The 26,840-nt window shown below is 50.7% G+C and carries 23 protein-coding genes; 16 read left to right on the plus strand and 7 right to left on the minus strand.

Going from position 1 to position 26,840, the window contains the following annotated elements:
* The first annotated feature begins 77 nt into the window (after positions 1 to 77).
* Positions 78 to 563, plus strand: coding sequence for a cytidine deaminase (locus FW415_RS10425; protein ID WP_148384502.1), 486 nt, complete (start codon positions 78 to 80; stop codon positions 561 to 563).
* A gap of 70 nt (positions 564 to 633) precedes the next feature.
* Positions 634 to 1,602, plus strand: a complete 969-nt coding sequence (locus tag FW415_RS10430) for a lipopolysaccharide assembly protein LapB (protein ID WP_168208761.1) — start codon at positions 634 to 636, stop codon at positions 1,600 to 1,602.
* On the opposite strand, the gene FW415_RS10435 is transcribed toward FW415_RS10430, so the two are convergent.
* Both FW415_RS10435 and FW415_RS10440 read right to left on the minus strand, forming a co-directional pair.
* Positions 1,603 to 3,534 (minus strand): arginine--tRNA ligase, encoded by a 1,932-nt coding sequence (locus FW415_RS10435; RefSeq protein WP_148384506.1) that lies wholly within the window; start codon positions 3,532 to 3,534, stop codon positions 1,603 to 1,605. It lies immediately after the preceding gene.
* Positions 3,535 to 3,701: 167 nt separating this feature from the next.
* A complete protein-coding gene (locus FW415_RS10440; RefSeq protein ID WP_148384508.1) occupies positions 3,702 to 5,066 on the minus strand; it encodes an OmpA family protein in 1,365 nt (454 codons plus the stop codon).
* A gap of 203 nt (positions 5,067 to 5,269) precedes the next feature.
* On the opposite strand from FW415_RS10440, the gene dnaK reads away from it, so the two are divergent.
* Positions 5,270 to 7,189 (plus strand): molecular chaperone DnaK, encoded by a 1,920-nt coding sequence (gene dnaK / locus FW415_RS10445; RefSeq protein WP_148384510.1) that lies wholly within the window; start codon positions 5,270 to 5,272, stop codon positions 7,187 to 7,189.
* Positions 7,190 to 7,307: 118 nt separating this feature from the next.
* Here the strand turns inward: dnaK and FW415_RS10450 are convergent, their stop codons facing one another.
* Both FW415_RS10450 and FW415_RS10455 read right to left on the minus strand, forming a co-directional pair.
* Positions 7,308 to 8,594 carry an amidohydrolase gene (locus FW415_RS10450; protein WP_148384512.1) on the minus strand — a complete coding sequence of 429 codons (1,287 nt, stop codon included), beginning with the start codon at positions 8,592 to 8,594 and terminating at the stop codon, positions 7,308 to 7,310.
* Positions 8,595 to 8,632: 38 nt separating this feature from the next.
* Complete coding sequence (locus tag FW415_RS10455; RefSeq protein ID WP_148384514.1) at positions 8,633 to 9,631, minus strand: hypothetical protein; 999 nt, start codon at positions 9,629 to 9,631, stop codon at positions 8,633 to 8,635.
* On the opposite strand from FW415_RS10455, the gene FW415_RS10460 reads away from it, so the two are divergent.
* Both FW415_RS10460 and FW415_RS10465 read left to right on the plus strand, forming a co-directional pair.
* Positions 9,630 to 11,825 carry a 4-alpha-glucanotransferase gene (locus FW415_RS10460; protein ID WP_148384516.1) on the plus strand — a complete coding sequence of 732 codons (2,196 nt, stop codon included), beginning with the start codon at positions 9,630 to 9,632 and terminating at the stop codon, positions 11,823 to 11,825. The genes FW415_RS10455 and FW415_RS10460 overlap by 2 nt on opposite strands.
* A 28-nt stretch (positions 11,826 to 11,853) precedes the next feature.
* Complete coding sequence (locus FW415_RS10465) at positions 11,854 to 12,873, plus strand: dipeptide epimerase (protein ID WP_148384518.1); 1,020 nt, start codon at positions 11,854 to 11,856, stop codon at positions 12,871 to 12,873.
* Between the two features lie 14 nt (positions 12,874 to 12,887).
* On the opposite strand, the gene FW415_RS10470 is transcribed toward FW415_RS10465, so the two are convergent.
* A complete protein-coding gene (locus tag FW415_RS10470; RefSeq protein ID WP_148384520.1) occupies positions 12,888 to 13,418 on the minus strand; it encodes a hypothetical protein in 531 nt (176 codons plus the stop codon).
* 84 nt (positions 13,419 to 13,502) lie between these two features.
* A complete protein-coding gene (locus FW415_RS10475) occupies positions 13,503 to 13,778 on the minus strand; it encodes a hypothetical protein (protein WP_148384522.1) in 276 nt (91 codons plus the stop codon).
* A 193-nt stretch (positions 13,779 to 13,971) separates the two neighbouring features.
* On the opposite strand from FW415_RS10475, the gene FW415_RS10480 reads away from it, so the two are divergent.
* Positions 13,972 to 15,186, plus strand: a complete 1,215-nt coding sequence (locus tag FW415_RS10480) for a PmoA family protein (protein ID WP_168208762.1) — start codon at positions 13,972 to 13,974, stop codon at positions 15,184 to 15,186.
* A 201-nt stretch (positions 15,187 to 15,387) separates the two neighbouring features.
* Here FW415_RS10480 and FW415_RS10485 read toward each other — a convergent pair whose 3' ends face one another.
* Positions 15,388 to 16,743, minus strand: a complete 1,356-nt coding sequence (locus FW415_RS10485; protein ID WP_148384525.1) for an NAD-dependent succinate-semialdehyde dehydrogenase — start codon at positions 16,741 to 16,743, stop codon at positions 15,388 to 15,390.
* A 77-nt stretch (positions 16,744 to 16,820) separates the two neighbouring features.
* Between FW415_RS10485 and FW415_RS10490 the strand changes: the two genes are divergently transcribed.
* From FW415_RS10490 to FW415_RS10530, 10 genes are all read left to right on the plus strand, one after another.
* Entirely contained in the window at positions 16,821 to 17,975 is a 1,155-nt protein-coding gene (locus tag FW415_RS10490; RefSeq protein WP_148384527.1) for an MFS transporter, read from the plus strand.
* Positions 17,976 to 18,311: 336 nt separating this feature from the next.
* Positions 18,312 to 18,911 (plus strand): DUF6624 domain-containing protein, encoded by a 600-nt coding sequence (locus tag FW415_RS10495; protein ID WP_148384529.1) that lies wholly within the window; start codon positions 18,312 to 18,314, stop codon positions 18,909 to 18,911.
* Between the two features lie 77 nt (positions 18,912 to 18,988).
* A complete protein-coding gene (locus tag FW415_RS10500) occupies positions 18,989 to 19,933 on the plus strand; it encodes a ribonuclease E inhibitor RraB (RefSeq protein ID WP_148384531.1) in 945 nt (314 codons plus the stop codon).
* A 20-nt stretch (positions 19,934 to 19,953) separates the two neighbouring features.
* A complete protein-coding gene (locus tag FW415_RS25755) occupies positions 19,954 to 20,046 on the plus strand; it encodes a hypothetical protein (RefSeq protein ID WP_371417062.1) in 93 nt (30 codons plus the stop codon).
* Between the two features lie 85 nt (positions 20,047 to 20,131).
* The gene (locus tag FW415_RS24965; RefSeq protein ID WP_168208763.1) at positions 20,132 to 20,302 is read left to right on the plus strand and encodes a hypothetical protein; all 171 of its coding nucleotides are present in this window, start codon (positions 20,132 to 20,134) and stop codon (positions 20,300 to 20,302) included.
* Positions 20,284 to 20,580 (plus strand): hypothetical protein, encoded by a 297-nt coding sequence (locus tag FW415_RS10510; RefSeq protein ID WP_148384533.1) that lies wholly within the window; start codon positions 20,284 to 20,286, stop codon positions 20,578 to 20,580. Before FW415_RS24965 ends, FW415_RS10510 begins: the two co-directional genes overlap by 19 nt.
* 92 nt (positions 20,581 to 20,672) lie before the next feature.
* Positions 20,673 to 21,344, plus strand: coding sequence for a hypothetical protein (locus FW415_RS10515; RefSeq protein WP_148384535.1), 672 nt, complete (start codon positions 20,673 to 20,675; stop codon positions 21,342 to 21,344).
* A 300-nt stretch (positions 21,345 to 21,644) separates the two neighbouring features.
* Entirely contained in the window at positions 21,645 to 22,190 is a 546-nt protein-coding gene (locus FW415_RS10520; RefSeq protein WP_168208764.1) for an RNA polymerase sigma factor, read from the plus strand.
* Positions 22,191 to 22,268: 78 nt separating this feature from the next.
* Entirely contained in the window at positions 22,269 to 23,381 is a 1,113-nt protein-coding gene (locus tag FW415_RS10525) for a FecR family protein (protein ID WP_148384539.1), read from the plus strand.
* A 106-nt stretch (positions 23,382 to 23,487) separates the two neighbouring features.
* Positions 23,488 to 26,838 carry a TonB-dependent receptor gene (locus FW415_RS10530; RefSeq protein WP_246859034.1) on the plus strand — a complete coding sequence of 1,117 codons (3,351 nt, stop codon included), beginning with the start codon at positions 23,488 to 23,490 and terminating at the stop codon, positions 26,836 to 26,838.
* Positions 26,839 to 26,840 lie beyond the last annotated feature (2 nt).

Here is a 26,840-nt window from a genome sequence, read left to right on the forward strand (position 1 = left end):
CAGGGGGCAGTCAACGCTGAATTTCAGTAACTTCGGATTCAGCATTTGCTGCTCTCTTTTTTTTAATTTATCCTGATATGGCGACAAAAACGGCCCGGTTCACTTACGAAGAGCATGATGACGAATCCACACTGAGCAAGGAAGAAGTTTCTCTGCTGCACGCAGCCCGGGAGGCCGCCCAACATGCTTATGCTCCTTATTCCCACTTCCGCGTAGGCGCCATGCTGCTGATGGAAAACGGGAAGACCGTCAGCGGCACCAACCAGGAGAATGCCTCCTATCCCGTAGGGATCTGTGCGGAAAGGACCGGTCTCTCCGCCGCATCCTCCCTGTATCCCGGCATGCCGGTAAAAGCCATCGCGGTGAGTTATGATAATGAGCTGGGAGAAAGCGACCGGCCCATCACTCCCTGCGGCATCTGCCGGCAGACACTCGCGGAATACCAGCAAAGGTTCGGGGCACCCATCCGCCTGATCCTCGCCGGCCGGACCGGGAAGATCTGGGTGATACCGGACAGCAATGCGCTGCTGCCGCTCTCTTTTTCCGGGGATGATCTGAAGTAGATCCCAAATAAATTTCTTTTTATAGATTATTATTTAATTATATTTGTATAAGGGCGATATGCCTTTGTATATGATCCTGTACCGTATCCTTTTCCTATGCCTTCTTTCTGCTGGTACACCATCCGGTGACCGGGCGAAGCAACTGTATAAAGAAGGGCTGCACCTGAAGCGGGACGGCCGCCTGGAGGAAGCGCAGCAATGTTTCACCGCTGCCATCCTGGCCAATAGCCGGTTTGCGGACGCATACCTGGAGCTGGCGGTCCTGTTCCGGCAGCAGCAACAGCCCGAACCGGCGAAGCAGCAGTTATTTGCCCTGCTGGAGGTAGTACCGGAGCACCCGGAAGCTTTGCAGACGCTCGCGGAAATATTCCTCGAAGAAAAGGCCTGGGAAGATGCGCTGGCATATGCTTTCCGGGCACAGGAGCAGGGTTGTGCCGGAATGCACCGCATCATCGGCATCAGCTATGCGCAGCTGGACCATCCGCGTGAGGCTATACAGGCGCTGGAAACAGCCGGAAAAGAGGGGGCGGATGTATTTCCCCAACTGGCGCGCCTCCATGCGCAGCAGGAAGATTACCCGCAGGGCATCCGTTATTATGAGCAGGCGCTGCAGCGGGACAGCAGTGCGGCCGACCTGTATTTTGAACTGGGAATGATGCATTTTAATATGAAAAACTATCCGAAAGCCACTATTGCATTCGAGCAGGCGGGTAAACTTGGCCATGCCGTTGATGCAGATCTTTATCTGAACCTGGGAATGGCCCACCTTGAACAGGCCGGTTATACAGACGCTATCCGTCATCTCCGCAAGGCATTGACCCTTCGCCCGAATGATATTCAGGTGATGATCAACCTGGCGAATGCCTATTACAAACAGCAGGATTTTGCGAATGCCATTACACAATGGAACAACATTCTCATGCTGCAGCCATTGAACGGCTTTGCCATGTTCATGCTGGGAAAATCGTACATCTGTTCAGGCGAGGTGGCCAAAGGCCAGGCGATCTGCGATCAGGCGCTGGCCCTCGGCACGAGGTGATCACATCCTTTCCGGAACGCTGATCCCCAGCATTTTCATACTTTGCTTGATGGTATTGGCGGTGAGTGAAGCGATCTGCAGGCGCAGTTTCTTCCTTTCTTCCGTTTCCGCATCCCTGACGGAGTAAATGTATTTGCCTTCTTCTTTCTTGGCGTAAAAGGAATTGAAGGTCTGTGCCAGCAGGAACGCATAGTTGGCGATCACGGCCGGGCTCATTTCCCTTTGCGCTTCTTCCAGGATGCCGTCGAACTGCTCACAGAGCATGATCAGCTCTTTTTCCATGGGGAGCAGGTCGCTGCGGTGATGATAGCTGCCCAGCTGTTCCAGGTATTCCGCCGGGAACTCGCGCATAATGGATTTGATACGGGCATGGCTGTACTGGATAAAGGGGCCGGTAAACCCGTGCAGATCGATGGATTCCTCGGGGTTGAAGATCATCTTTTTCCTGGGATCTACTTTCAGGAGGAAGAATTTCATAGCGCCCAGACCGATGGTGTTATACAGTTCCTGCAGTTCATCTTCGGAGAACCCTTTTACTTTTCCCAGTTCCGCCGTGTGGCTGGCCGCGGTATTCACCATTTCATCGATCATATCGTCAGCATCCACAACGGTGCCTTCCCGGCTTTTCATACGGCCCTGGGGTAATTCCACCATACCGTAGGAGAGGTGGAAGACGCCATCCGCACAAGGTTCGCCAAGTTTTTCCAGGATCAGCTTCAGCACCTTGAAATGGTAGTTCTGTTCGTCGGCCACCACGTACAGGCTTTGCTCCATCTGGTAATCTGCATACTTCAGGCGGGCTGTGCCGAGGTCCTGTGTCATATATACGGACGTACCATCGCCGCGCAGCAGGAGTTTTTCATCCAGCCCTTCCGCGGTCAGGTCTATCCATACGGAATTATCTTCTTTACGGAACAGTACGCCCTTGCGCAAACCTTCTTCCACCAGGTCTTTCCCCAGCAGATAGGTATTGCTTTCGTAGTACATTTTATCGAAGTCGATGCCGAGGCGTTTGTAAGTGGCATCGAAACCTTCGTACACCCATCCGTTCATGGTCTGCCAGAGCGCCCTCACTTCCGGGTTGCCGGCTTCCCATTGCTGCAGCATGATCTTCGCCTGCTGCATGATCTCGGTCTTGTTGCGGCTCAGTTCTTTGATCTCGTCCGTGATCTTGGCGGACTTTTCCTTGTCGTCATGCACTTCAGGTTTCTGGAGGGCCTGAAAGAGTTTTTGCACGCGGTCTTTTTCCGTTTCATCAAAATCGCTGAAGTCGCCTTCCAGTACGCGGGAAATGATCGGTTCCGCCTGTTCCCGCAGGATGGTCTCGAATTTTACATAGTAGTCGCCGACGAGGTGATCGCCTTTGATTCCGGTACTTTCCGGCGTATCGCCATGGGCAAACAGCTGCCATGCGAGCATGGACTTGCAGATATGGATGCCGCGGTCGTTCACCAGGTTGGCTTTGATCACCTCAAAGCCGTTGGCCTTGTAGATCTCCGCCACAGAGTAACCGAGGAAATTGTTCCGGAGATGCCCCAGGTGCAGGGGTTTATTGGTATTGGGGGAAGAGTATTCCACCATCACCTTTCGCCCATTGGCGGGTTTTTGCCCTATTGCTTTGTTGCCGTGCGCTTTTTGAAGGTACCCGACCCAGTATTGATGATGTATCTGCAGGTTCAGGAAGCCTTTTACCACATTGAAGCCGGCGAACAGCTCCGGGTGTTGCTCCAGGAGGCGTTGCCCCAGTGTTTGTCCTGTTTCCTCAGGTTTCTGGCGGCTGAACTTCGTGAACGGGAATACAACAACAGTATATTCTCCCTCGAATTCCGGCTTGGTGGTATTGACCGAGATGTCGGCAGTGGTGAAAGGTTGCTGGTACAAGGCCTGGATGGCCGCTGCTGCGGCGCTTTTAATTGCAGAAACTACACTCATTTAGCTAAAAAGATTATTGAACGAAAACCGGGCGGTAAAGGTAACCCTGATTTTCTAAAAAACATACTTTAAGGGGACGTACCGGTTTTCCCGGCGCGTCCCCTTAAAGTCCACAGGAAGGAATGCTACAAAACGTAGACCTTCTGCATTGTCATGTTGTCAGCCGGTCAATAGATCGTGAATTCTACCCGGCGGTTTTGTTGCCTGCCTGCGGCTGTTTTATTGCTGGCAATAGGTTGTGTTTCACCGTAACCGGTAGCCTCTATCCGGCTGGGATTGACGCCTTTGCCCACCAGGTAGGCTTTTACGGATTCGGCCCTTTGTTTGGAGAGGATCATGTTCTTGCTGTCGGTCCCCACATTGTCGGTATGGCCGGCCAGCTTCAGGCTGAGGTTCTTGCGCACCAGGAGGTCTGCCACTTTATTCAGCGACATGTGTGAGCTGGGTTTGATGCTGGCGCTGCCGGTGGCAAATTCGAGGTTGGCAATGGCATCGCGCACCAGGCGGCGGTCATCTTCCGTAATGATCACCTGTACAGGTTTTACGGTATCGGGTTTCGGTAAGGGGCAGCCGGAGCCGTCCACCTTATCGCCACTTGCGGTGCCGGGGCATTTATCGAAAACGTCGGAAACGCCGTCCCCATCGCTGTCAGCCTGCAGTTTGGCTACGCTGGCCGCCAGCCTGGCATTGTTTTCCTTTTCGGCGTCCAGTTCCAGTTTCATCTGGTCCCGCTGCGCCGCCATTTCATCATACATCACGGCGGGAGCGTTATGCCACGCCAGTTGCGGTTTGCTGCGGTTGCCGAGCGGGAACTCCAGGCCGGCGTACCCATAGGCATACTTGTCTTTCGATGCCCCTTTGATATAGCCGTCGAGGTTGTCCCCGTCAAGATAATGCATGGTGTACCCCAGGTCCAGGTTCACGGTTTCCGATAATTTGAATTTGAGGCCTGCGCCTATTGGCACATAAAATTCTTTGATTATGCCGGAGGGTTTGTATTCGGTGGTGATGCCGCCGGCAGTGGTGATCTCGGGGCTGTAGCCTGCCAGTCCGCCGCCTACGGAGACGTACAGCTGGGCGGTGTTCTGTTTGTGCAGCCAGTTGATGGTAGCGAGATTGAATACGGCATTCAGGCTGCCAGACCATTTAAGGCTGGTCTCGAATGAGGAATAAGGGCTGTTGGGGTCTTCGCCATTCCCCAGTTTACGGCTGTTGTCCGCCTTGAGCTTGCCGCCTACATAATCCGCCCGGAGGCCGAGGAAATGAAGAAGCTGCCATTTGACGTAGGCGCCGTAGCCGTAATTGAGCTGCCATTTGGAAAAGTCATTGCTGCCTCCGGTGGCCACGGAGGGGATGAGAACACCGCCGTTCACGCCGATGGAAAAGGTCCGGAAGTTCCTGCTGCCGCCAAAAAGGGTGCCGGAAGATGTGGAGGGGCTTGATGTTTCGGGTTCCGGCCGGGTCTGGGCCAGTGTTGTAACGGGAATTGCGGCCAACATGCAAAATACCCATCTGATGATCGAGCTGTTCATAATAAGATTTGTTAGGTGTATATCTGAAAAACAAATATTTGTGTCATTGTGTTGGATATTCAGATATCTTTTTAATTCATATACAAGCATATGCGCGCGGGACTGACATATTTTCAGACAAGCCTGCCTTGGCATAATCATTGACAATTCATGGACATACCGCTTTTAGCGGACACTGTTTCAAAAAGGAGAATATTTTAATTATGGGAAAGATTATAGGTATTGACTTAGGAACTACCAACTCTTGCGTTGCCGTAATGGAAGGTAACGAACCGGTAGTGATCGCCAACGATGAAGGACGCCGTACGACGCCTTCCGTTGTTGCATTTTTAAAGAACGGCGAAAGGAAGGTCGGTGACCCCGCAAAGCGTCAGGCTATCACCAACCCCCACAACACCATTATGTCTGTGAAGCGTTTCATGGGCCGTCATTTTGATGAAGTATCGAACGAAATTCCCCACTGGAGCTATAAAGTTGCCAAGGGTGACAATAATACCACACGTATTGATATTGATGGCAGGCTGTACACTCCGCAGGAGATATCAGCCATGGTGCTGCAGAAAATGAAGAAGACGGCGGAAGACTACCTGGGCCAGGAAGTGAACGAAGCGGTGATCACCGTTCCGGCTTACTTCAACGACGCACAGCGCCAGGCTACCAAGGAAGCCGGGGAGATCGCAGGCCTTAACGTTCGCCGTATCATCAACGAGCCTACTGCCGCGGCACTGGCTTATGGTATGGATAAAAAGCATCACGACAGCATGATCGCGGTATTTGACCTCGGTGGCGGTACTTTCGACATCTCCATCCTCGAACTGGGCGATGGCGTGTTTGAAGTAAAGGCAACCAACGGGGATACGCACCTCGGTGGTGACGACTTCGATAAAGTGATCATGGACTGGCTGGCTGAAGAATTCAAGAAAGACGAGGCCGTAGACCTGCATAAAGACGCGATGGCATGGCAGCGCCTGAAAGAAGCAGCAGAGAAAGCAAAGATCGAGCTGTCTTCTTCCCAGGAAACCGAGATCAACCTGCCGTATATCACCGCAGTGGACGGAGTGCCTAAACACCTCGTGAAAAAGCTCACCCGCGCGAAATTCGAGCAGTTGAGCGATACTCTCGTGGAAAGAACACTGGAGCCTTGCCGCAAAGCGCTGGCAGATTCCGGGCTGGATATATCAAAGATCGATGAAGTGATCCTGGTGGGTGGTTCTACACGTATCCCCCGCATCCAGGAAGTGGTGGAAAAATTCTTCGGCAAAAAGCCCAACAGAGGCGTAAACCCGGATGAAGTGGTAGCGATCGGCGCAGCTATCCAGGGCGGCGTGCTCACCGGTGAGGTGAAAGATGTACTGCTGCTGGACGTTACTCCGCTTTCCCTCGGTATCGAGACCATGGGCGGTGTGTTCACCAAGCTCATCGAATCCAACACCACCATCCCCACGAAGAAAAGCGAGGTATTCTCTACCGCGGCTGACAACCAGCCCAGCGTGGAGATCCATGTACTGCAAGGGGAAAGGCCGATGGCCGCACAGAACAGAACGCTCGGCCGTTTTATCCTGAACGATCTGCCCCCCGCACAGCGTGGCGTACCGAAGATCGAAGTGGTATTCGATATCGATGCCAATGGTATCCTGCACGTTACGGCGAAAGACCAGGGCACCGGGAAATCACAGAATATCCGTATCGAAGCCGGCAGCGGTCTTAATAAAGACGAGATCGAAAAAATGAAAGCCGAGGCGAAAGCCAATGAGGCAGAAGATAAGGCCGCAAGGGAGAAAGTGGAAAAGATCAACCAGGCAGACAGCCTCATATTCCAGACAGAGAAACAACTGAAGGAGTATGGCGACAAGATCCCGGCCGAGAAAAAGGCCCCGATCGAAACTGCCCTGGAGCAACTCCGCGAAGCGCAGAAGACGCAGGACCTCACCCAGATCGATGCCGCTACAACAGCATTGAATACGGCATGGACCGCAGCTTCTGAGGAAATGTACAAAGCATCACAGGCACAGGGCCAACCCGGTCCCGATGCCGGCGGCGCACAAGCAGGTGACCAGCCTGGCGGGCAGCAGGGTAGCACAGGCGATCAGGTGACGGATGCGGAGTTTGAAGAAGTGAAATAATCATTTTCGTGTAATAGCTAAGGGAGTGTATCAGATCTGATGCACTCCCTTTTTTTGTGGGGCGAATGAAGACTTTCATCCTCTGCCCGGATGGTTATTTCTTCCTCTGCCCGGATGATTATTTCTTCCTCCCGTAATCAAATATGATATTGCAAAAGGCTTTCACACCCACATCCAGCATGCTGTCGTCAATAAAGAATGATGGGGTGTGGTGGCTTGGCGCTTTTTCGGGGTCCCGGCCTTTGGGCATTCCGCCCAGCCAGAAGAAAAATGCCGGAGCCTTCGTGCCGTAATAGGAAAAATCCTCCGCTCCCGTTACCCAGGAAGTGATACCCACCCCGCCGCTTCCGGCAGCCTTTTGCAGGGACGGCAGCACGCTGGCCGTTAATGCCGAATCATTGAAGGTCACCAGCGTTTTCGTATCAATATCCACGATCGCTTCCGCGCCAAACGATTCCGCGATCTTTTGGGCCGTCAGGCGGATGCGCCGGTGCACGTCTTTTTGCATATCGCTGTCCAGCGTACGGATCGTTCCCTCCAGCAGCGCGTCTTCCGGAATGATATTATTGCGCACGCCACTGTGGAACTTGGCCACGGTAATAACAACCGGCGCCGTAACAATATCCGACTGACGGCTGACGATCGTTTGCAAGCCGCTGATGATCTGTGTGCCTACCATAATGGGGTCAATGCTTTTCCAGGGTGTGGAGCCATGAGCGGGTTTACCTTTGATGGCGATGGAGAACCAGTCAGCCGAGGCCATCAGCGAACCCGCTTTGTAATGGATATGGCCCGTTTCTATAGCGGAACTGATATGTAGTCCGAATACGGCATTCACGCCATCCATCACGCCTTCTTTCACCATCAGCGACGCGCCGCCTTCTTCATCGCCGGGCGCGCCTTCTTCCGCCGGCTGGAAAATGAATTTCACCGTACCGGGTATATCCTTTTTCATGGCCGCCAGTACTTCCGCCGTGCCCATCAGTATGGCTACATGGCTATCGTGCCCGCAGGCATGCATAACGGGCACCGTTTGTCCAAGATACTCCGCTGTAACGGTCGATTTAAAAGGAAGGTCTGACCGCTCCAATACCGGCAGCGCATCCATATCCGCCCGCAAAGCCATAACCGGACCGGGTTTTCCGCCCTTCAGTATGCCGATGACGCCTGTTTTAGCTACGCCGGTCTGTACCTCGATGCCGAGGGAACGAAGGTGTTGAGCAATATATTCGGCCGTTTTGAATTCCCGGTTGGACAATTCAGGGTATTGATGGATATGCCTTCTCCATTCAATGACCTTTGGCAGTACGGCCGTTGCTTTTTTTGCGATCTGTTGCTGGAAATCCTGTGCCTGTGCGAAAATGAGCGGCAGGGAAGTGAGCAGGAGGGTGAGGAATTGTTTCATGAGATTTTGATTGATCCCATAAATTAAGCATTATCCGGCTATTTTCCCAGCAGCCAGGTCCATGCGGCATTCAGCTTGTTTTTAGGCACGTATATATCCACCGCTGTCATATTGTGGAATCTGACGGGAAGGATGGAAGCCGGGGTTGCCGTAGTGCTCAGGGCCTGTGCGCTCAGGGAAGATGCGGCCGCGTCCTGCGGTGCGCCCATCCCCAGGGCCAGCCATCCCTGCTTCACGATATTGACATGCAGCAGTTCATCCTGCGTATGATGCAGTGCGTAGTATTTTTCACTGCCGGCTGTATTGTTTACCCAGTCCGGTATTTGCCCGTTGGTGAGCATATCCATTCCCGAGAACATGATCACCCTGCCGACGGGGTAATGTTTGCCGATCACCCCGGCATGCCCCGCGCCCTGTGAGTGCCCGGCAATGATGATCTTTTCCCAGGCAGGTTGTGCGCCGTTCAGGTACTGGCCCCACTTTTCATCCGGATGGGCGCTGTGCAGCCAGGCCAGCATCTTTGCGAGGCGGTTGATGATACTGTTGGCCGCATTCACCTGTATTTCCGGGTGACGGTCTGTTCCGTCAATGATCTCCAGCCTGGCCCGGGAATGCGCTGTGATGTCACCGGAGGACGCGCATACCTGGTTGATGGCCGGTTCATTCGGGTACATCAGGTTGATGACATGGAAGCCGAGGTCAGCCGCGTGTTGTGCAAAAAGGCGGTAATGCTTCGGCTCGCCTCCTGTGCCCGGAAGAAAAACGAGCAGCGCATTGGCGGAGGGGCGGTTACCGGAGATGAAAGCATGATGCGGGGCATTGAAATGGCTGATGGCAGCATCGGTTTGCGAAGGCGTTACGGTATATTCCCGTACGCCCGGTGTGTCCGCCTGTTTGCGGCAGCTCATCGCTATCAGGCAGTATAGGAGCAGGTATTTTGTCATATGGACGGGATGGTATAGTTGTAAAACGGCAGTACCGGGATAATAATTGCCCGCCTCGTTCCCGCTCCCGTCTTTTTTGTAATTTCCCGGCATGAGGGTTCAGTTCTATGTCCGCTTTTCCTCCGTTTGGGGCCAGCAGCTTTATCTTTCTATTGACAACGGGGATGTGCTGCCGATGCAGTATCATGATGAAAAGCACTGGCAAATTGCCGTGGATATAGCGCCGGGCGCCTGTACCTACCGGTATATACTTAACGGGTTGCCGGAAAAGGAAAGCCGCACGATCATGATAGGGCCGGAACTAACGGTGACGGATACCTGGATATTTCCGTCCGCCCCCGAAACCCTCTGGCAGATGGCGCCGTTTACCCGGGTGTTCTTCCGGCGGGAAAAGGAGCGGGGCATATCGCCAGGGGCCTGCACATTCAGGGTCAGGGCGCCGCTTTTACCACCGGAAGCGAACGTTTATCTCACCGGCAGCATACCGGAAGTTGGGAACTGGGATACAACGCAGGCACTGAAACTGGTCTATACGGAAGACGGATATTTTTCGGTCAACATGGATGTTCCGCCGTTTACCCGGCTGGAATATAAATATCTGCATGACGGCGTGTACGAGGAAGGCGCCAACCGGGAAGTGTATATCCATCCCGGAGAAAACATTGTACAGGACGATTTCACACGGTTCCGCAGGACGCCCTGGAAAGGTGCGGGAGTAGCCGTGCCGGTATTTTCGCTGCGTTCGGAAAGCAGTTTTGGAACGGGCGAGTTCAGGGACCTCCGGCTGCTGGCGGACTGGGCTGCCGCTACGGGCCTGCGCCTGATACAACTGCTGCCGGTGAACGATACCACTATTGACTACAGCTGGAAGGACTCCTATCCCTATGCGGTGATCTCCGCTTTTGCGCTGCATCCGCTATACATTCATCTGCCGGACGTGGGGTCTCTGCCGGAAGCCTACTACACGCAGCAACGGGAATTGAACCGGCATGCACAGCTGGATTATGAGGCCGTGATCCGCCTGAAGATGCACTACCTGCGTTCGCTGTTCCCGGATTTTCAGCCTGATGCGGCATTTGAGGCATGGGCGGAAGCGCAGGAACACTGGCTGAAGCCATATGCCGCATTTTGCGCACAGCGTGATGGGGACGGGGAAGCATTCTGGCATTTTGTGCAATACCAGCTTCATTTGCAACTGGCCGGTGCCGTGGAGCACGCGCATGCAAAAGGCATCGCCATGAAGGGAGACCTCCCCATCGGGGTACACCGCCATGGCGTAGATGCGCTTGAAGCCCCGGAACTTTTCCACATGCAGGTACAGGCAGGCGCGCCGCCGGATGATTTTTCGGAGAAGGGTCAGGCCTGGGGCTTTCCTACTTATAACTGGCGGCAAATGGAGGCATCCGGGTACGATTGGTGGAGGAAACGGCTGCAGCACATGGCCCGGTATTTCTCCGCCTACCGTATCGATCATATTCTCGGGTTCTTCCGCATCTGGCAAATACCTGCCGGTGGGCGGAACGGGGCCCTGGGGTATTTTGAGCCGTCCATTCCTTTTACGGAAGAAGAATTGCAGCAATGGGGCATTCCATTCAGCCGGCAACGGTATTGCCAGCCTTATGTTGCCGGTGATCCTGCGGATGTGCTGTTCCTGGAGCCGTCCCCCGGCGCTTTCCATCCGCGTTTCGGCATGCAGCTCACCGCGTCTTTCCGGTCGCTGGAACCTGTTGTGCAGGAGCGGTTATTGCTGTTGTGCGACCACTTTTTCTACCACCGCCATAACGAACTGTGGGAACAGGAAGCGCTGCGCAGGCTGCCGGTTTTGCAGCAGGCCACAGGTATGCTGGTATGCGGGGAAGACCTGGGCATGGTGCCGCATTGCGTGCCGGGAGTGATGCAGCAACTGGGGATACTCAGCCTCGAAATAGCCAGGATGCCCAAGCAGGCCGGGCAAACGCTGCAAAGTCTCCCGTACTCCGCTGTCACCAGCGTTTCCACGCATGATATGAGCACTTTGCGGGAATGGCATAAAGGCGATGCGGCCCCCGTTATCCGGGAACATCTGTCATCCCCCGCCATGTTATGCATTTTGCAGTTGCAGGACTGGCTGGCGCTTGACCTTACGTTGCCTCATACAGCCCCGGAAGAAGAACGCATCAACGATCCCGCAGTCACGCCCTGGTACTGGCGTTACCGCATGCCGCTGACACTGGAAGCGCTGAAGGCCGCCCTTGGCCTGCAGGAAAACATGCGGTCGCTATTGAAGCAAAGCGGTCGCGGGCAATAAATCCAATTTCCCGCAGTATATTTATTTCATGGAGCTGACACTATATCCATTTGAACTAAAATTCCGCCACACCTTTACGATATCGAGAAAAAGCAAGGACGTACAGCCTCTGCTGGTCGCCGAATTGAAACAGGATGGCCTGAGCGGGCTTGGGGAAACGGCGGACAATTCCTACTACCATATCACCGTTCCGATGCTCATGGATGCGATCAATGCGCACAGGGCATTCATTGAATCTTACCATCTGGATACACCGGAGGCTTTCTGGGCGGAGATGTTCCCGCGGCTGCAGGACAATATGTTCGCGCTTTGTGCGCTGGATCTTGCGGCGCATGACCTTTATGCGAAACGGCTGGGCAAAAAGCTGTATGAGGTCTGGGGGCTCGACCCTTCCCATAATCCTATGACGGATTATACCATCGGCATCGATACGGTGGAGAACATGGTAAAAAAGCTGCAGGAATTTCCCTGGCCGATCTACAAGATCAAGCTCGGCACAAAGGATGATATCGCCATCATCAAGGAACTGCGCAGGCATACCGATGCCGTTTTTCGTGTGGATGCGAATTGTGCCTGGGGCGTGGAGGAAACCCTGCGCAATGCGGCAGCTTTCCGGCAACTGGGCGTGGAGTTCATCGAACAGCCGATGCCTGCGGCAGACTGGGAGGGCATGAAGAAAGTATATGCCGCATCTCCGCTGCCGCTGTTCGCGGACGAAAGCTGCATCGTTGAAAGCGATGTAAGCAGGTGCCACGGATATTTCCACGGCATCAACATAAAACTCACCAAATGCGGCGGCATTACACCTGCCCGCAGGATGATCCTGGAAGCGAAACGCCTGGGCATGCAGGTGATGACCGGCAGCATGAATGAGAGCACCGTAGGCACTTCCGCTGTGGCGCATCTGCTGCCTTATCTCGATCATGTGGACATGGACGGGCCGCTCCTCCTGGCGGAAGATATTGCCGATGGCGTACGGATCAAAGATGGTGTGATCATGTATGCGGACAGAAACGGCAGCGGCGCCCTCCTGCGCCGCACATCATGAACAGCGGTACCCCGTTATTTCGAGACCCCTGCAAGCCCCGTGGCTTCATCCTCTTCCTCGTATTTCATCCCTGAAAAACGGAACGAGGGAGAAGCATAATCATTTTGCACCAGCATATAACCGCTGATAATGTTGTCTTCCCTGAACGAGAAATAGGTCTTGTTGTTCAGCAGCCACTCGTGCGGCTGGCAAGGGAGCGTGGAGGGATGCTCGCGGTCAATGAGCGGCTTCATGATGAAGTCGTACTTGCTGTGCCCGGCGAGCAAGCCTTTAATAGCACACCGGTCGTTGCGGTCGGGATGATAACGGATATCATTTTCCATACTGCCGTAAAAGAACATGCCCTGCACACTGTCGATGTGCAGAATGTAGCGGAGTATGCCCGCCGGTGAACGGAAAGAAATATGGTAATCTCCAAGGAGTGCAGCGGTTTTTTGCTGCATGATGCGGTTGTGGTGCTGACTGTTTGCCTGCATGGGAATGCTGCACAGATAAAATGCTGCAAGTACAAACACAGTCAGCCTGGTGATAGAATGGCGGATCATGGCGGACGTTTTTGTGTACCTGAATTTACGCGTAATCAGCGGGTATTCCGGCGGAGAAGTATGGACGGAGCGTACTTGATTAGTTTACCTGGCATCATTTTCCGGTATTTCATGCCATTTATCGGCGAAGAAAACATAAATGCCCATTGTGCCGGTGGCTTCGATGTATTTGCCGGCCAGCGCGGCCAGCGGGTTATCAGTCAGGGGATTGTTGCCGGCGGGGCGGATGAGAAAGCGCTCTTCCGCGGTCTCCAGGTAAACGCCGATGCTTTCGCTTTTTGTGGTGCGCGCAAAGGTTTTCAGGGCCAGCCGGCCTTTGACGGTACGTTTTGTGCTTGTTTGGTTATCTTCTGACATCATCACAGCGAGCTTGCTTGCGGGTTTATGTTAACGCAACATTTCTGCCGCAGGTACGCTTTCGAATGTAAGCATTAACTTGTAAAAGTTGACCGGAATCTCTAATTTGTTTGAACGGACCGGGTGCGAGGAGCCGTAAAGGGCCGTATTACCAATGAAAATCAATGTTGAACGAATGAAATACCCGCGTTATGTTATGTTGATAAGTCTGCTTTCCCTGGCTGCTGTTTCACAGGCGCAGCCGGTTGTCCGTATCACGGTGAAGACCGGGCCATATACAAGGTATCGTACACCGGTCAGTCTGGATATTTCCGCTTTCCCCGGCCGCACCTACATTTTATACGCCGTCAACGGCAGGGAACGGAAGGAAGTGCCTTGCCAGCCGGAGCCAGGTGTTGTACCACGGTTGTGGTGGCAGCTGGAAGATGAAGTGCCGGCAGGTGCAACGAAACAATATGAACTGCAAGTGCAATCACAGGAAACGCCGTCAACCGTTCCGCCGCCTGTTATAACATTGCAGGATGAGCAGGGCAGTCTGACTATTCAGAACCGTAGCCGTCCCGTGCTGCGATACCATCATGCCACGGTATATCCGCCCGCAGGGGTGGATTCGGCATTCCGGCGCAGCGGGTTCATCCATCCGGCCTGGTCCCCGCAGGGCAAGGTGCTGACGGGCATCCATCCCAAAGATCATTATCATCATTTCGGTATCTGGAATCCCTGGACGGACACGGAATTTGAGGGGAAGACCGTGGATTTCTGGAATATTGCGAAGAAAACCGGTACCGTGCGTTTTGTGGAGTTCATCAGCCGGACGCAAGGCGCGGTATGGGGCGGGTTCAGGGCATTGCAGGCGCATGTCGTGTCCGGGGATAAGGAAAAGACCGCCCTCCGCGAAGTATGGGATATCCGTGCGTACCAGGGGGAGGGTATGCAGACCTGGGATTTTATTTCCGTGCTGAATTGCGCGGGTGAATCGCCCGTTACCCTGCGGCACTATCGCTATGGCGGCGGTTTCGGTTTTCGCGGGCATCCGGACTGGAACAATGAGAACAGCGCGATCGTCACCTCTGCCGGTAAAACCCGCAGGAATGCAGATTCCACTTACATGCGATGGTTCAAAGTGGCCGGCACGTCCGGAGAAGGGAAAGCCGGGATGCTGGTGCTGGTTGCGCCGGATAACTTTAACTTTCCGCAACCCATACGCGTATGGCCGGAGAAGGACCTTGGGGGACAGGTGTTCATCAATATATCACCAACGAAAGACCGGCCCTGGACGCTTTATTACGGTAACGAATACACGCAGAAATACCGGATAGTGGTGTTCGATGAAGATATCAGCCTGGAAAAAGCGGAGGCGTTGTGGAATGATTACGCGCATCCGCCGGAGATGACCGTTTCGGTGAAATGATGTTCAGCAAACAGTGGCGTCCGGTAGTGGCCGTTTTGAAGATAGGCGCGCTGCCGGTAATTGTCCTGTTTGTAAGGAGATGCTACTGCACTTTACTGGATATATGCCGTGATAATGATCCTGCCTGCAGGGAGATTTAACGCAACTTTACTGGATGTACACCGTGATAATGCCCGCTTACAGGGAGATGTTCCTGCAACTTTATTGTATATACACCGTTTTGATATTCAGGAATTCGTGCACCCCTTCGAGCGACAATTCCCTGCCATAACCGGATTGCTTCACACCACCAAAAGGCAGGCGGGCATCCGAGCGCACCATGGCATTGACGAATACATTTCCGCTGTCTATCAGTGTGGCCAGCCGGGCCGCCTTTTCAATGTCTTTTGTCCACAGTGAAGCACCGAGGCCGAATGGCGTCTGGTTGGCCAGCCGGATGGCGGAGGCTTCGTTATCCGCGGTGATCACAGCGGCAAGGGGGCCAAAGGTCTCCTCTTCAAAGGCCGTCATTCCCGGTTTAACGCCGGTCAGCAATGCCGGGATGAAATTACAGCCATTCCTTTCGCCGCCTGCCAGCAACGTGGCGCCCTGTTCCATGCTCTTTTGCATTTGTTTTTCAAGCTCTTCCGCCAGGTCCGGCCGCGCCATGGGGCCGGTATCCGTATCGGCCGCAAAAGGATCGCCCTGGTTCAGGGAAGTGATCAGCGATTGCACCTGCTGAATGAAATCATCCGCCACCGCTTTCTCCACGATCCATCGCTTGGCGGCGATGCAGGACTGGCCTGCGTTCTGCATGCGTGCTTTTACGGCGGTCTTTGCCGCTTCTTCGAGGTTAGCGTCTTTCAGCACAATGAAAGGATCGCTGCCGCCCAGTTCCAGCACGGATTTCTTGATGTATTTACCGGCCAGTTGCCCAACACTCATGCCGGCAGGCGTACTGCCGGTCAGTGTTACCCCGTGTACACGCGGGTCTGCAACAAGCGGCTCCATGTCCTTGGAGGATACCAGCACCGTCTGGAATGCACCTTCCGGAAAGCCCGCTTCGCGGAATATATCTTCAATGGCCAGCCCGCAGCCACTCACATTGCTGGCATGTTTCAGGATGACGGTATTGCCTGCCAGCATATTCGGGATAGCAAAGCGGAACACCTGCCAGTATGGGAAGTTCCAGGGCATGATGGCCAGCACGATCCCTTTCGGCTCAAACGCCGCGTAGCTCCTGCGCCCGTCCGATTCTATCAGGCGGGGTTGCAGCATGGGTTGGATGTGCTGTGCATAATATTCGGCCGTAACGGCGCATTTGAGCACTTCCGCTTTGGCTTCTTTCAACGTTTTGCCCATCTCCCGGCTGATCAGCGAGCCATACGCCGTGGCGTTGTTCTTCAGCAGGGTAGCCGTCTGCAGCATCCAGGCGGCGCGCTGTTCCAGCCCGGCCTGTTTCAATGCCGCGAAAGCCTTCCAGCCATCCTGCATTTTCTTCTCGATCTCCGCTTTGGTGTGGGCGGCGTATTCCGCAATGGTTTCCTGCGTATATGGGTTGATGCTTTTGAATGCCATGTAATAAAGTTAAGGATTTTGCACGGCCCGTACACTTGTTCAAAAGCTGTAACTTCGCCATTCTAATGAACGGAAATATGTCGCTCGGAAAATGGAACATCGCTATCATGGCGCTTTGTACAGGCCTGATAGTAGCCAATATCTATTATAGCCAGCCACTGCTGGTACTGATCAGTCAGGAGTTCAATGTTACGGAAAGCAATGCGGGGCAGGTGACCTTTTTTACCCAGATCGGGTATGCGCTGGGCCTGCTGTTCTGTGTGCCGCTGGGGGATAAGCTGGAGCGCAAGCGGCAGATCGTCTTCATGACCGGTTGTGCCGTAGCTGCATTGATCGGCGCCGCCATTTCCATGAATGTGACGATGCTGAAGATCATGGGTTTCATTATCGGTTTTACGTCCATCGTGCCGCAGCTGATACTGCCGTTGAGCGCTTCCCTGGCCGCGCCGGAGCGGAGGGGCAAGGTGATCGGCGTGATCATGAGCGGCCTGCTGATCGGTATCCTGCTGTCCAGGACCGTAAGCGGGGTGGTAGGAGAGCATCTGGGCTGGAGGGCGATGTTCTGGATCGCCGGTGGGTTGTCTTTTGTGATGATGATGACGATGATCTTTTCTTTTCCCCAAAGCCGGTCATCTTTTACCGGCAGCTATGGAGCGCTGATGCGTTCGCTGCTGACACTGGCGAAGGAGCAGCCTTTGCTCAGGGAAGCCTCGCTGATCAATGCCTGCGGATTTGCCGTTTTCGGGCTGTTCTGGACCACATCCGTCTTTCTGCTGTCCAACCCTCCGTACAGCTTCGGCAGTGATGTGATCGGGCTGATGGGGCTTGCCGCGGCCACGGGGGCGCTTGGGGCGCCGCTCATCGGGCGGATAGCGGACAGGAAGAACCCGCGTATCGCCATCGGTTACGGGATCGCCTGCATACTGGCGGGCTATGTGATCTTCTGGTTCTTCCGGAACAGCCTCATCGGTATCGTAGCCGGTATCGTGCTGCTGGACCTGGGTTTGCAGGGCGTGCATGTCTCCAATCAAACCCGCATCTACGCCCTGCTGCCGGAAGCGAGGAACAGGATGAACACGGTGTTCATGACAGTGAGCTTTATCGGCACTTCACTGGGTTCGGGCATTGGGTTGTGGGTATGGGATATCGGGAAGTGGGCCGGTGTCTGCATAGCAGGTGTGGGGATCATGCTGCTGGCGATATTGGTGTATGGGATGACGTATAAGCGGTAGGGGTGCTGAAGAACTGTACATCTAAAAAGTATTATCTTTATTATGATAACAGGATGCCCAACAAGAAAAAATCGATGTTACAGGTAACTGATAAAATATCTATTGCCAGTAGTAAGGGAATGGATCGTCTTCGAAGAGACATTTACCGCGCTGATATTGAAAAGCTAAAACTTTTTACGCAGATGCTCCGGACCAACAATTTACTGAAGAGGGCCAAAGTAACTCACAAGTAACATATAAATGTTGCCCCTGTGCTTACTTCGATACAACCCAATGAAATACCTGATTGTTATATCGACATTTCTGCTCACCAATTGTAGTAACACCTATAACAGCATGGACTATAAAAGTATCGCTGAAAGCATCATTAGTCTGAAAAATGCAGACCTGGAACTTCGGGACAAGCTTATTCAAAACGGGCAACTCTCAGAAGGATACAACGAGGAAATGGCGCAATTGCACAACAGGAATGCGGAAATACTAAATGATATCATAGACTCCATCGGTTATCCAACAACTGACAAAGTTGGCAAAGAAGCCAGCGAAGCCGCCTGGCTGGTAATACAACATTCGATCGGCCGGCCTGACTTTATGAGAAAATGTGCGGTGCTATTGGAGAAGGCAGTTATTGAAAACAAGGCAAATCCGAGAAGTTTAGCTTACCTGGCTGACCGGATAGCTGTGCTCGAAGGGAAACCACAACTTTATGGAACGCAGTTTGACTGGGACGAAAAAGGAGCATTAAGTCCCAATCTTTTTGATGATGTCGTCAAAGTAAATCAAAGACGGGAATCTGTCGGATTTAACACACTGGAAGAACAGACCGTAATCATAAGAAAACAGGCGGAGAATGAGCGTCAGTCGCCACCGGAAGATTTTAAGATAAGGAAAGAAGAAGTTGATGAATGGAGAAGAACGGTGGGGTGGATAAAATAGAAACTGCTACTGACACAGAGTTTGCGTCAGGCGGACTGACTTGGAGTATTTTAATCGCATGACGACTATACCAGGAAATGAAAAATAAGAAAAAAACAGGCATCGCAGGGCTGGCTTTAGCAATACTAACAATCTTGATAATGGGACTATTTGACTTTTGGAAACCAAAATCCAACAATGGACAATTTGTTGGCGAGATAGCTTTTAACAGTAACCGGGACAGACAAATGCAAATGACCCCGCAAGTACTTGACCAGTTGAGAAAGTTAAATATTACTGCCGACAAAGAACTCAAACTTGAATACTTCTTCTATACAAACAAAGCAGAAAAAGCGGAGCAACTGGCAACTGAAATAAGGAAGTTGAATTATACAGTTCAATACGGTGTTTCGGCTGGCGATAAAAAACTAGTTGTTGTAACTGGCTGGACGCCCAAGATGAGAATGGCAGATGAAGTCGTTGCACATTGGACGGAACAAATGTGTGAACTGGGGTATAAGTTTGATTGCGAATTTGACGGTTGGGGAACTGATCCAAGCCAGGACGGCAATAGTGAGGATACAACTGAAAACGCCTTTGAAGGTCTAAGAAGCATGGCGTTTTCTACAACTCCGGAAGTGCTTGGCCTCTCATTGCCGGCAGATAAAATTTCAGTTTACGGCTTGATAATGGACTGGGGAATGGATGGTGCTGTAGCAACATCGGTTTCATATCAGACGGGTGATGCAAGTTTATATTTAAGTTCAGGTGGAGGCATTGTCGGCGGAGGACAACATCAAAATGTAAATAGTGCAGCAAAGAAATTTGTGAGTTTAGGCCAGGCATTTCTTGACAAAGCAGCCAAAACTCAAACAACAATCCCGCCGGCAACAGATCAGGTAAAATTCTATTTTCTGACAAACAACGGGATTTACGTAGGGCAAGACATAATGAAGAACTTTGAAAACAATTCTTCTCCCTGGTTAAAATTATTTGAGGAAGGGAATAATGTGTTGATAGAATTACGTAGGACAAACGAATAATCGCAGGAATTGACAACGGCATTAAAAAATGGACTTTTGACACAGTAAAAATGACAATTACATACTATGACATCGACGGCAACGGAATTTTAGCAGAAAAGATTGAAAAATAGGCAAATTGATAGTAAGCTTGCACCCGTATATGAGGATGAGAGCAAAATCCCCAAAAATTCTTAAATTCGTAAAAAACAGAGGGATATGAATACACTAACAATAGACAATAAGTCATATGTTGTTATTCCAAAAAAGGAGTACGAGTACCTTGTTACAAAAGCGGCCAGCAAAACCCCTCCCGCTAAAAAAATGTCTCTGGATCAGGGAAAAAAAATGGCTTATAAGCTTATAGATAAATGGGCAAAAGAAAAGTAACCATTTTAGATACTGCTGTGGAGGCAGTGGCCAAAGTGTCATTGTTCATAGAAGGGAAAGGATTGCCTGAAACAGCCAAGCGGTTTGTTGACGAGGTTTTTTTGTTTTTTGATAAATTATCCGATGAGCGGCTGGTACATCGGGCATGTCAACATACTCCCTGGAAAAAGTTAACTTATCGTTGTGCTACATTCAGGAAGAAATACACTGTAGCTTACCTGGAGCACAGTACAGAAATTGTAATCTGTGAGTTTGTTCCAACTAAATTGTTGGTATAGATAATTTTAAAGCCGCCTTCAAAGGTGAGATACTGTCTAACATTTTGGGTTAAAGCTGCAAAGCGCTATCGCTAATTTAACAAGATGACAAAATGATTGCGGCAAGACCATGTATTACATACAGACTTCCTGCTAGCAGGATAACTCAGGCATTAACAGGTGGGAAAATTGAGAAAGTTTGGGCTAACGTTCAACGTTTTTTGTCAGCTTGCACAAACGCTGACATAGAAAAGCCCAACAGTATATATTTAACAGGTTACGCCGCTGATGAAGACCAAGGAGAGAACCCAAATCTAGCCGAACAACTAATAAAAAAGACGCAGGACGTTTTCGGAATTGGAACGACGGAACCAGTAGGGTATTTGTATCCTGAAAACACGCCACTACGACAAACAAAAACTACCTGGCAGTTGACTGCTGACGATTTAGACAAAGTCCTGAGTTATATAACCGGACTTCAGCCTCTTCCAAAATATAATTTAGGACCAATAGAGTTAATCTTATCTTATGATTTCAAATTGATTAACATAACGACTGGGGAAGAACTACCTGACCAACAATACCAATCAAGTTTACTTATTTGGTTGGCAAGAAGCAATCATGTTAGCCCAATTTTATGCTTTCCTTTTTCACAACCAGACAAGGATTTTTGGGATTATCTGGAAAACATAGAAAATCTTGTTCCGTTTAAGTTCGACAGAAAGTATTTAAGAATTGAGAAAGCGAACAAAAAAGGAACAGCAAATATGTTTTCAAAGTTATGACCGAATATGAGGACCACCAATAGGCGCTTGGCTTAATGTGGCTGGTGACGTATCTTCATATCAATCACCCATTCAGAAAAAAAACGCTCCCCCTCCCCAAAAGAACTTCGCGTAGCCGGGAATTAGCTTAAAGATAACATACTCTTAATACTGAAGTAATATCCAGGAACTTTCTTTGCATGCTGAAGCCAAAAGTGTAAACCCTGCTACTCCGGGTTCATATGATTACACGGTCAGGGGGATACATTATCGATTGAGGGATTTTTTAAAATTGCCTCAGCCATAAAACACTTGATGAACATGCATTTGTCAGATAAGCTAATTTCTTTGTGGGGGAAAGTACGGGAAGGCGACAAGGAGGCGTTATTCGTGCTGTATGACGACATGTATTTTCATCTTGTTCGTTATGGCTTATCGCAGTATGCAGACAGTGATCTGGTCAAGGATTGCATCGGCCAATTGTTCCTGAAGTTATGGGACAGGCATGAGAGCCTGAATGATGTAGAAAATGTACAGTCTTATTTGTTCACTTCATTAAGGAGGCTGCTCCATGATTATCTGAATGCCCAAAACCGGGTTAGCACTTCCATCCGTAATATACAGGAGGAAGATGAGGCTTCTTATGAAGAAATAATTATCGCCCGGGAAAAGGAAGAAGAGGTCAGAAGAAACCTTAGCAATGCATTAAAAACGTTATCCCCAAAGCAGATCGAATTGATCCGGTTAAAATTTTTTGAAAATCTTTCCTATAAAGAAATTGCCCACATTAGTTCCCAAAGCGTCAAAACTTCCTACAACACCATATACGACGCGCTTAAAGTCCTCCGGCTCAAGCTCAGAATGTGAGGAATAAAAAAAATCTGTTTTTCTCTTAGGAAAACGATCCACTTTTCCCGTCAATAAGGGAACAAGCTACAAGTTGACATGAATCTGCAACATCCCGAACCTGAAGATCTCCTCTGTGACGAGTCTTTCCTGCGATTTTGCCGGGGAGAAGAAAAGGCCGATGTTTTATTCTGGGAGAACTGGATCGAAGCGCATCCGGATAAGTTTACCGTTGTAAGCAATGCGAAGCGGTTGTTTGAAGTGTTGAGTGCCGGACAAGGCAATCGTCTTGAGCAATTAGCTTCTTTGAAGGATGCCATCGCCCGGAGGGAGCGGTTTAAGGAAGCCGTATTGCATAATACTCCCGGGATACCGCTTCCGCAGCCAGGGCGGGTTGTAAAATTCAACAGGAGACATTTCGTTGGATACGCTGCATCAATTGCAGTGTTGATCACTGTCAGCGTTTGGGCCTATACAAAATATGGCGGAAAGCATGTGCGGGCACCTCATAACTACGAATATTATACTTCACAAGGCAAACATAAAACAATCATGCTGCCGGATAGTAGCGTGATCATGCTGAACGAGAACAGCCACTTGTCTATTAGCAAAAATTTCGATGCCCGGCACAGGGAAGTAACCATAACCGGAGAGGCTTTTTTCGACATCAAGCATGACGCAGCACATCCGTTTGTTGTACATACCAGTGAATACAGGATCAGGGTATTAGGCACCTCTTTCAATGTAAAGTCCTATCCCGGTGGAAGCAGAACGGAGACGGACCTGATATCCGGTAAAGTGGAGATTGTGCCTGCCGGTGTTGAGCGGGGAGAAAGGGTGATCCTGAGGCCCAATGAGAAATTCATCCTTGAACGGGAAGTCCCTGCCGGCCCGGGGGCGCCTGTTCTCCTTGCTCCCCGTAAAGGGACTGTTGCAAAGCTGAATGTAGATACGTTGACGCGTCATGCCACGGAGACTTCCTGGACGCGCAGAAAGATGGAAATAAAAGATGAGACTTTTGAACAGATAGCACAGAAGCTGCAGTCCTGGTACGGAATAAAAATAACCTTTGCCAGCGAGGCTGTCAGGAAATACAGGTACACCGCGACTTTTGACGGTGAGACGATTTTTAAAGCACTGCAATATTTACAGCAAACTTATCCATTCACTTATAGGGTCGAACAAGATTCGATTGTAATTACTCAAAGCTAGAAAACAATCATTAAAAAGTAATCGTATGAAGGGGCATTTACCACTTCCTGGACGAAGTATGCGTGCAGGTACCAGAATTATTGTGTCATTACTGGTCTGTTTTGTGATGACAGGGATCCCTTCCGGCTATGGTCAGAACAGGCAGGCGCAGCATAGCATCACGTTGGATGCCGACAGTGCGTCGGTTGCTGATGTACTGCTTAAAGTACAGCAGCAGGGGCATTTTCGGTTTGTTTACAGCAATGGTTTATTGGATGACAAACGTCTGATCAGCATTCACTTGAAAAATGGCAGCCTCCGGCAATTAATGGACATCGTTCTCCGGGATAGCGACCTCATCTTCGAGGTAAAGGAAAACGGGATCGTGCTATTGAAAAAGCCGGCTGTTGAAAAAAAATCTCCTGCCGCAGGCAGCCAGAAGATCAGCGGTACAGTAAAAGACAGCAGTGGCACTGCTTTGCCGGGGGTGTCTGTGACCGTAAAAGGAAAGGCCAATATTGGCACTACCACTGATATGAATGGAGGTTTTTTCCTTGAGGTACCGGGAAATGATGCCGTACTGGTATTCAGCATGGTTGGTTTTAATCCGCGGGAGATTGCGCTGTCAGATCAAACCTCCATTGATATCAGGCTTGCTGCAGCCCCTTATCATCTTGACGAAGCGGTAATTGTTGCTTTCGGCAAGCAGAAGAAGACCGATGTTGTTGGCGCTGTCACGTCTATTAATCCTTCCGAATTAAAAGTGCCTTCCAGCAATTTAACTACAGCATTGGCCGGCAGGATAGCGGGGTTGATCGCTTATCAGCGTTCGGGCGAACCCGGCGCCGATAACGCAAGTTTTTTTATCAGGGGGGTTACTACGTTTGGCTATAAGAAAGATCCGCTCATCCTGATTGACGGGGTAGAAGTAACAACAACCGACCTTGCAAGATTGCAGGTTGATGATATTGCTAATTTTTCTATTCTGAAAGATGCCACAGCTACAGCTTTATACGGCGCCCGGGGCGCCAACGGCGTCATCCTTATCAGCACCAAACAAGGGAAGGAAGGCAGACCTGTTTATTCCATCAGGTTGGAGAACTCTCTTTCAGAACCTACACAAAATATCAAACTAGCCGATCCTGTTACCTATATGCGGCTGGCGAATGAGGCCACCCTCACCCGGAATCCGCTGGGTATTACAACTTACAGCCGGGAAAAAATAGACAATACGATTGCCGGCACAAATAAATATGCTTATCCCGCTACGGACTGGCTTAAAGTGCTGTTCAAGGATCACACTATGAACCAGCGGATGGACGCCAATGTAAGCGGCGGCGCATCTGTGGCCAGATATTATGTGTCGGCTGCCTTTACGCAGGATAATGGTATACTTAACGTTCCCAAACTGAATAACTTCAACAACAATATTGATCTTAAGACGTATTCTATCCGCTCCAATGTGGATGTCAACCTCACCAGGTCTACGCTGCTGATCACAAGGATCTCGGGGAGCTTCCAGGATTATGTAGGACCCATTAACGGGGGGACGCAGGTGTATAACGAGATCATGCACGCTAACCCGGTACTGTTTCCCGCTTTTTATGAGCCGGATGAGGCAAATATGTTCACACATCATATTTTGTTCGGAAATTATGGAACAGGAAATTATGTGAATCCTTATGCGAATATGGTAAAGGGATATAAAACCTATACCACATCCACCATAAACGCGCAGGCGGAGCTAAGGCAAAAGCTGGATCTTATTACTTCAGGATTGTCTTTCAACGCTATGGTAAACACCAGCAGGTATGCTTACTCGGATATTACCCGCTCCTATACGCCGTTTTTTTATAGCCTGGGCAGTTATGACAAAGGGAGCGATAGCTATGTGCTCAACCCAATTAATCCTGATGCAGGCACGGAATACCTGAATTATCCTGCCGGTGGAGGCAGAAAACTGATAACAACATCTGTCTATTTTCAGGGAATACTTAATTACAGCAGAACTTTTAACAATAAACACGGCCTGAGCGGCAGCCTGGTTTACCAGGCGCAAAATAGTATTTCGGGGGACTTCACAAGCCTGGAAACGTCTCTACCCGCCAGGAACCTGGGCATTTCAGGAAGGGCCACCTATAACTATGATCAACGGTATTATGTGGAGTATAATTTTGGATATAACGGTTCTGAGCGATTTGACAAAAAACATCGTTTTGGCTACTTCCCTTCCGCCGGTGTTGCATGGAATGTTTCCAACGAGGAATTCTGGAGAAAGAAACTCATCGGCACGGTTACAAATCTTAAATTAAGGGCCACCTATGGCCTGGTTGGTAATGATGCCATCGGTAGTGCGATGGACAGGTTCTTCTACCTTTCCGAAGTGAACATGAATGACGGTTCAAAAGGCAGCGCTTTCGGCTCCGTTATAGGCAACCTCTATCGCAGGAACGGTATCAGCGTGCTGCGTTATGCCAATCCGGACATTACCTGGGAGATCGCACATCAGACGAACATCGGGCTCGATATGAGCTTATGGAATAAATTGAATGTCACGCTCGATGCATACAGCACCTACAGATCGAATATATTGATGGTAAGGGCATCTATCCCCAGTACTATGGGACTGGCCAATATTCCCAGCGCAAACATCGGAGCCGCCACATCCAGAGGGCTAGATGCCTCTTTGGATTTTAACCAGCCCATCAATAAAGATTGGTGGATACAGGGCCGGGCAAACTTTACGCTGGCCATGAGCAAGTATGACAAATATGAAGAACCTGCCTATGAAAACGAGCCGTGGCTATCGAGGGTAGGATATTCTTTGTCCCAGCGCTGGGGATACATCGGAGAACGATTGTTTATTGACGATAAAGACGTTGCCAATTCGCCGGCTCAGACATTTGGCACGTATGGCGCCGGTGATATTAAATACAGGGACATCAACAGAGACGGGCAGATCACCTCGCTGGATAAAGTGCCCATAGGATATCCCACCGATCCTGAGATCGTTTATGGTTTCGGATTATCCTTCGGGTACAAATCAATTGATTTTTCCGCATTCTTCCAGGGGCAGTCAAGATCCTCTTTTTTCATCAACTCCACTACTACCGCACCATTTGCGGATAATAACGCCCTTTTGAAAGCATATGCTGATGATCACTGGTCTGAAGACAACAGGAACATTTATGCGTTGTGGCCGCGATTGAGCCCTGATGTAAATATAAATAATGCACAACCGAGTACCTGGTGGCAGCGCAATGGAAAATTCATGAGATTAAAACAGCTGGAGATCGGGTATTCTCTTTCAAAAAACCTGATGAATAAATTGAAGCTGAAGACATTTCGTTTTTATGTGAACGGGAGCAACCTGTTCTCCCTCTCTTCCTTCAGGTTATGGGATATTGAAATGGCCGGCAATGGGCTGGGCTATCCTTTGCAGCGTGTTGTCAATGCAGGTGTTCAGACGTCATTTTAAAT

This window comes from Chitinophaga sp. XS-30, from assembly GCF_008086345.1.
Lineage (GTDB): Bacteria > Bacteroidota > Bacteroidia > Chitinophagales > Chitinophagaceae > Chitinophaga.

What these genes read in the sequence shown, in the direction of transcription:
- FW415_RS10425 (WP_148384502.1), top strand. Translation starts at nt 78, where the DNA reads ATGGCGACAAAAACGGCCCGGTTCACTTACGAAGAGCATGATGACGAA.
- FW415_RS10430 (WP_168208761.1), top strand. Translation starts at nt 634, where the DNA reads ATGATCCTGTACCGTATCCTTTTCCTATGCCTTCTTTCTGCTGGTACA.
- FW415_RS10435 (WP_148384506.1), bottom strand. Translation starts at nt 3,534, where the DNA reads ATGAGTGTAGTTTCTGCAATTAAAAGCGCCGCAGCAGCGGCCATCCAG.
- FW415_RS10440 (WP_148384508.1), bottom strand. Translation starts at nt 5,066, where the DNA reads ATGAACAGCTCGATCATCAGATGGGTATTTTGCATGTTGGCCGCAATT.
- dnaK (WP_148384510.1), top strand. Translation starts at nt 5,270, where the DNA reads ATGGGAAAGATTATAGGTATTGACTTAGGAACTACCAACTCTTGCGTT.
- FW415_RS10450 (WP_148384512.1), bottom strand. Translation starts at nt 8,594, where the DNA reads ATGAAACAATTCCTCACCCTCCTGCTCACTTCCCTGCCGCTCATTTTC.
- FW415_RS10460 (WP_148384516.1), top strand. Translation starts at nt 9,630, where the DNA reads ATGAGGGTTCAGTTCTATGTCCGCTTTTCCTCCGTTTGGGGCCAGCAG.
- FW415_RS10455 (WP_148384514.1), bottom strand. Translation starts at nt 9,631, where the DNA reads ATGCCGGGAAATTACAAAAAAGACGGGAGCGGGAACGAGGCGGGCAAT.
- FW415_RS10465 (WP_148384518.1), top strand. Translation starts at nt 11,854, where the DNA reads ATGGAGCTGACACTATATCCATTTGAACTAAAATTCCGCCACACCTTT.
- FW415_RS10470 (WP_148384520.1), bottom strand. Translation starts at nt 13,418, where the DNA reads ATGATCCGCCATTCTATCACCAGGCTGACTGTGTTTGTACTTGCAGCA.
- FW415_RS10475 (WP_148384522.1), bottom strand. Translation starts at nt 13,778, where the DNA reads ATGATGTCAGAAGATAACCAAACAAGCACAAAACGTACCGTCAAAGGC.
- FW415_RS10480 (WP_168208762.1), top strand. Translation starts at nt 13,972, where the DNA reads ATGTTGATAAGTCTGCTTTCCCTGGCTGCTGTTTCACAGGCGCAGCCG.
- FW415_RS10485 (WP_148384525.1), bottom strand. Translation starts at nt 16,743, where the DNA reads ATGGCATTCAAAAGCATCAACCCATATACGCAGGAAACCATTGCGGAA.
- FW415_RS10490 (WP_148384527.1), top strand. Translation starts at nt 16,821, where the DNA reads ATGTCGCTCGGAAAATGGAACATCGCTATCATGGCGCTTTGTACAGGC.
- FW415_RS10495 (WP_148384529.1), top strand. Translation starts at nt 18,312, where the DNA reads ATGGACTATAAAAGTATCGCTGAAAGCATCATTAGTCTGAAAAATGCA.
- FW415_RS10500 (WP_148384531.1), top strand. Translation starts at nt 18,989, where the DNA reads ATGAAAAATAAGAAAAAAACAGGCATCGCAGGGCTGGCTTTAGCAATA.
- FW415_RS24965 (WP_168208763.1), top strand. Translation starts at nt 20,132, where the DNA reads ATGAATACACTAACAATAGACAATAAGTCATATGTTGTTATTCCAAAA.
- FW415_RS10510 (WP_148384533.1), top strand. Translation starts at nt 20,284, where the DNA reads ATGGGCAAAAGAAAAGTAACCATTTTAGATACTGCTGTGGAGGCAGTG.
- FW415_RS10515 (WP_148384535.1), top strand. Translation starts at nt 20,673, where the DNA reads ATGATTGCGGCAAGACCATGTATTACATACAGACTTCCTGCTAGCAGG.
- FW415_RS10520 (WP_168208764.1), top strand. Translation starts at nt 21,645, where the DNA reads ATGCATTTGTCAGATAAGCTAATTTCTTTGTGGGGGAAAGTACGGGAA.
- FW415_RS10525 (WP_148384539.1), top strand. Translation starts at nt 22,269, where the DNA reads ATGAATCTGCAACATCCCGAACCTGAAGATCTCCTCTGTGACGAGTCT.
- FW415_RS10530 (WP_246859034.1), top strand. Translation starts at nt 23,488, where the DNA reads ATGACAGGGATCCCTTCCGGCTATGGTCAGAACAGGCAGGCGCAGCAT.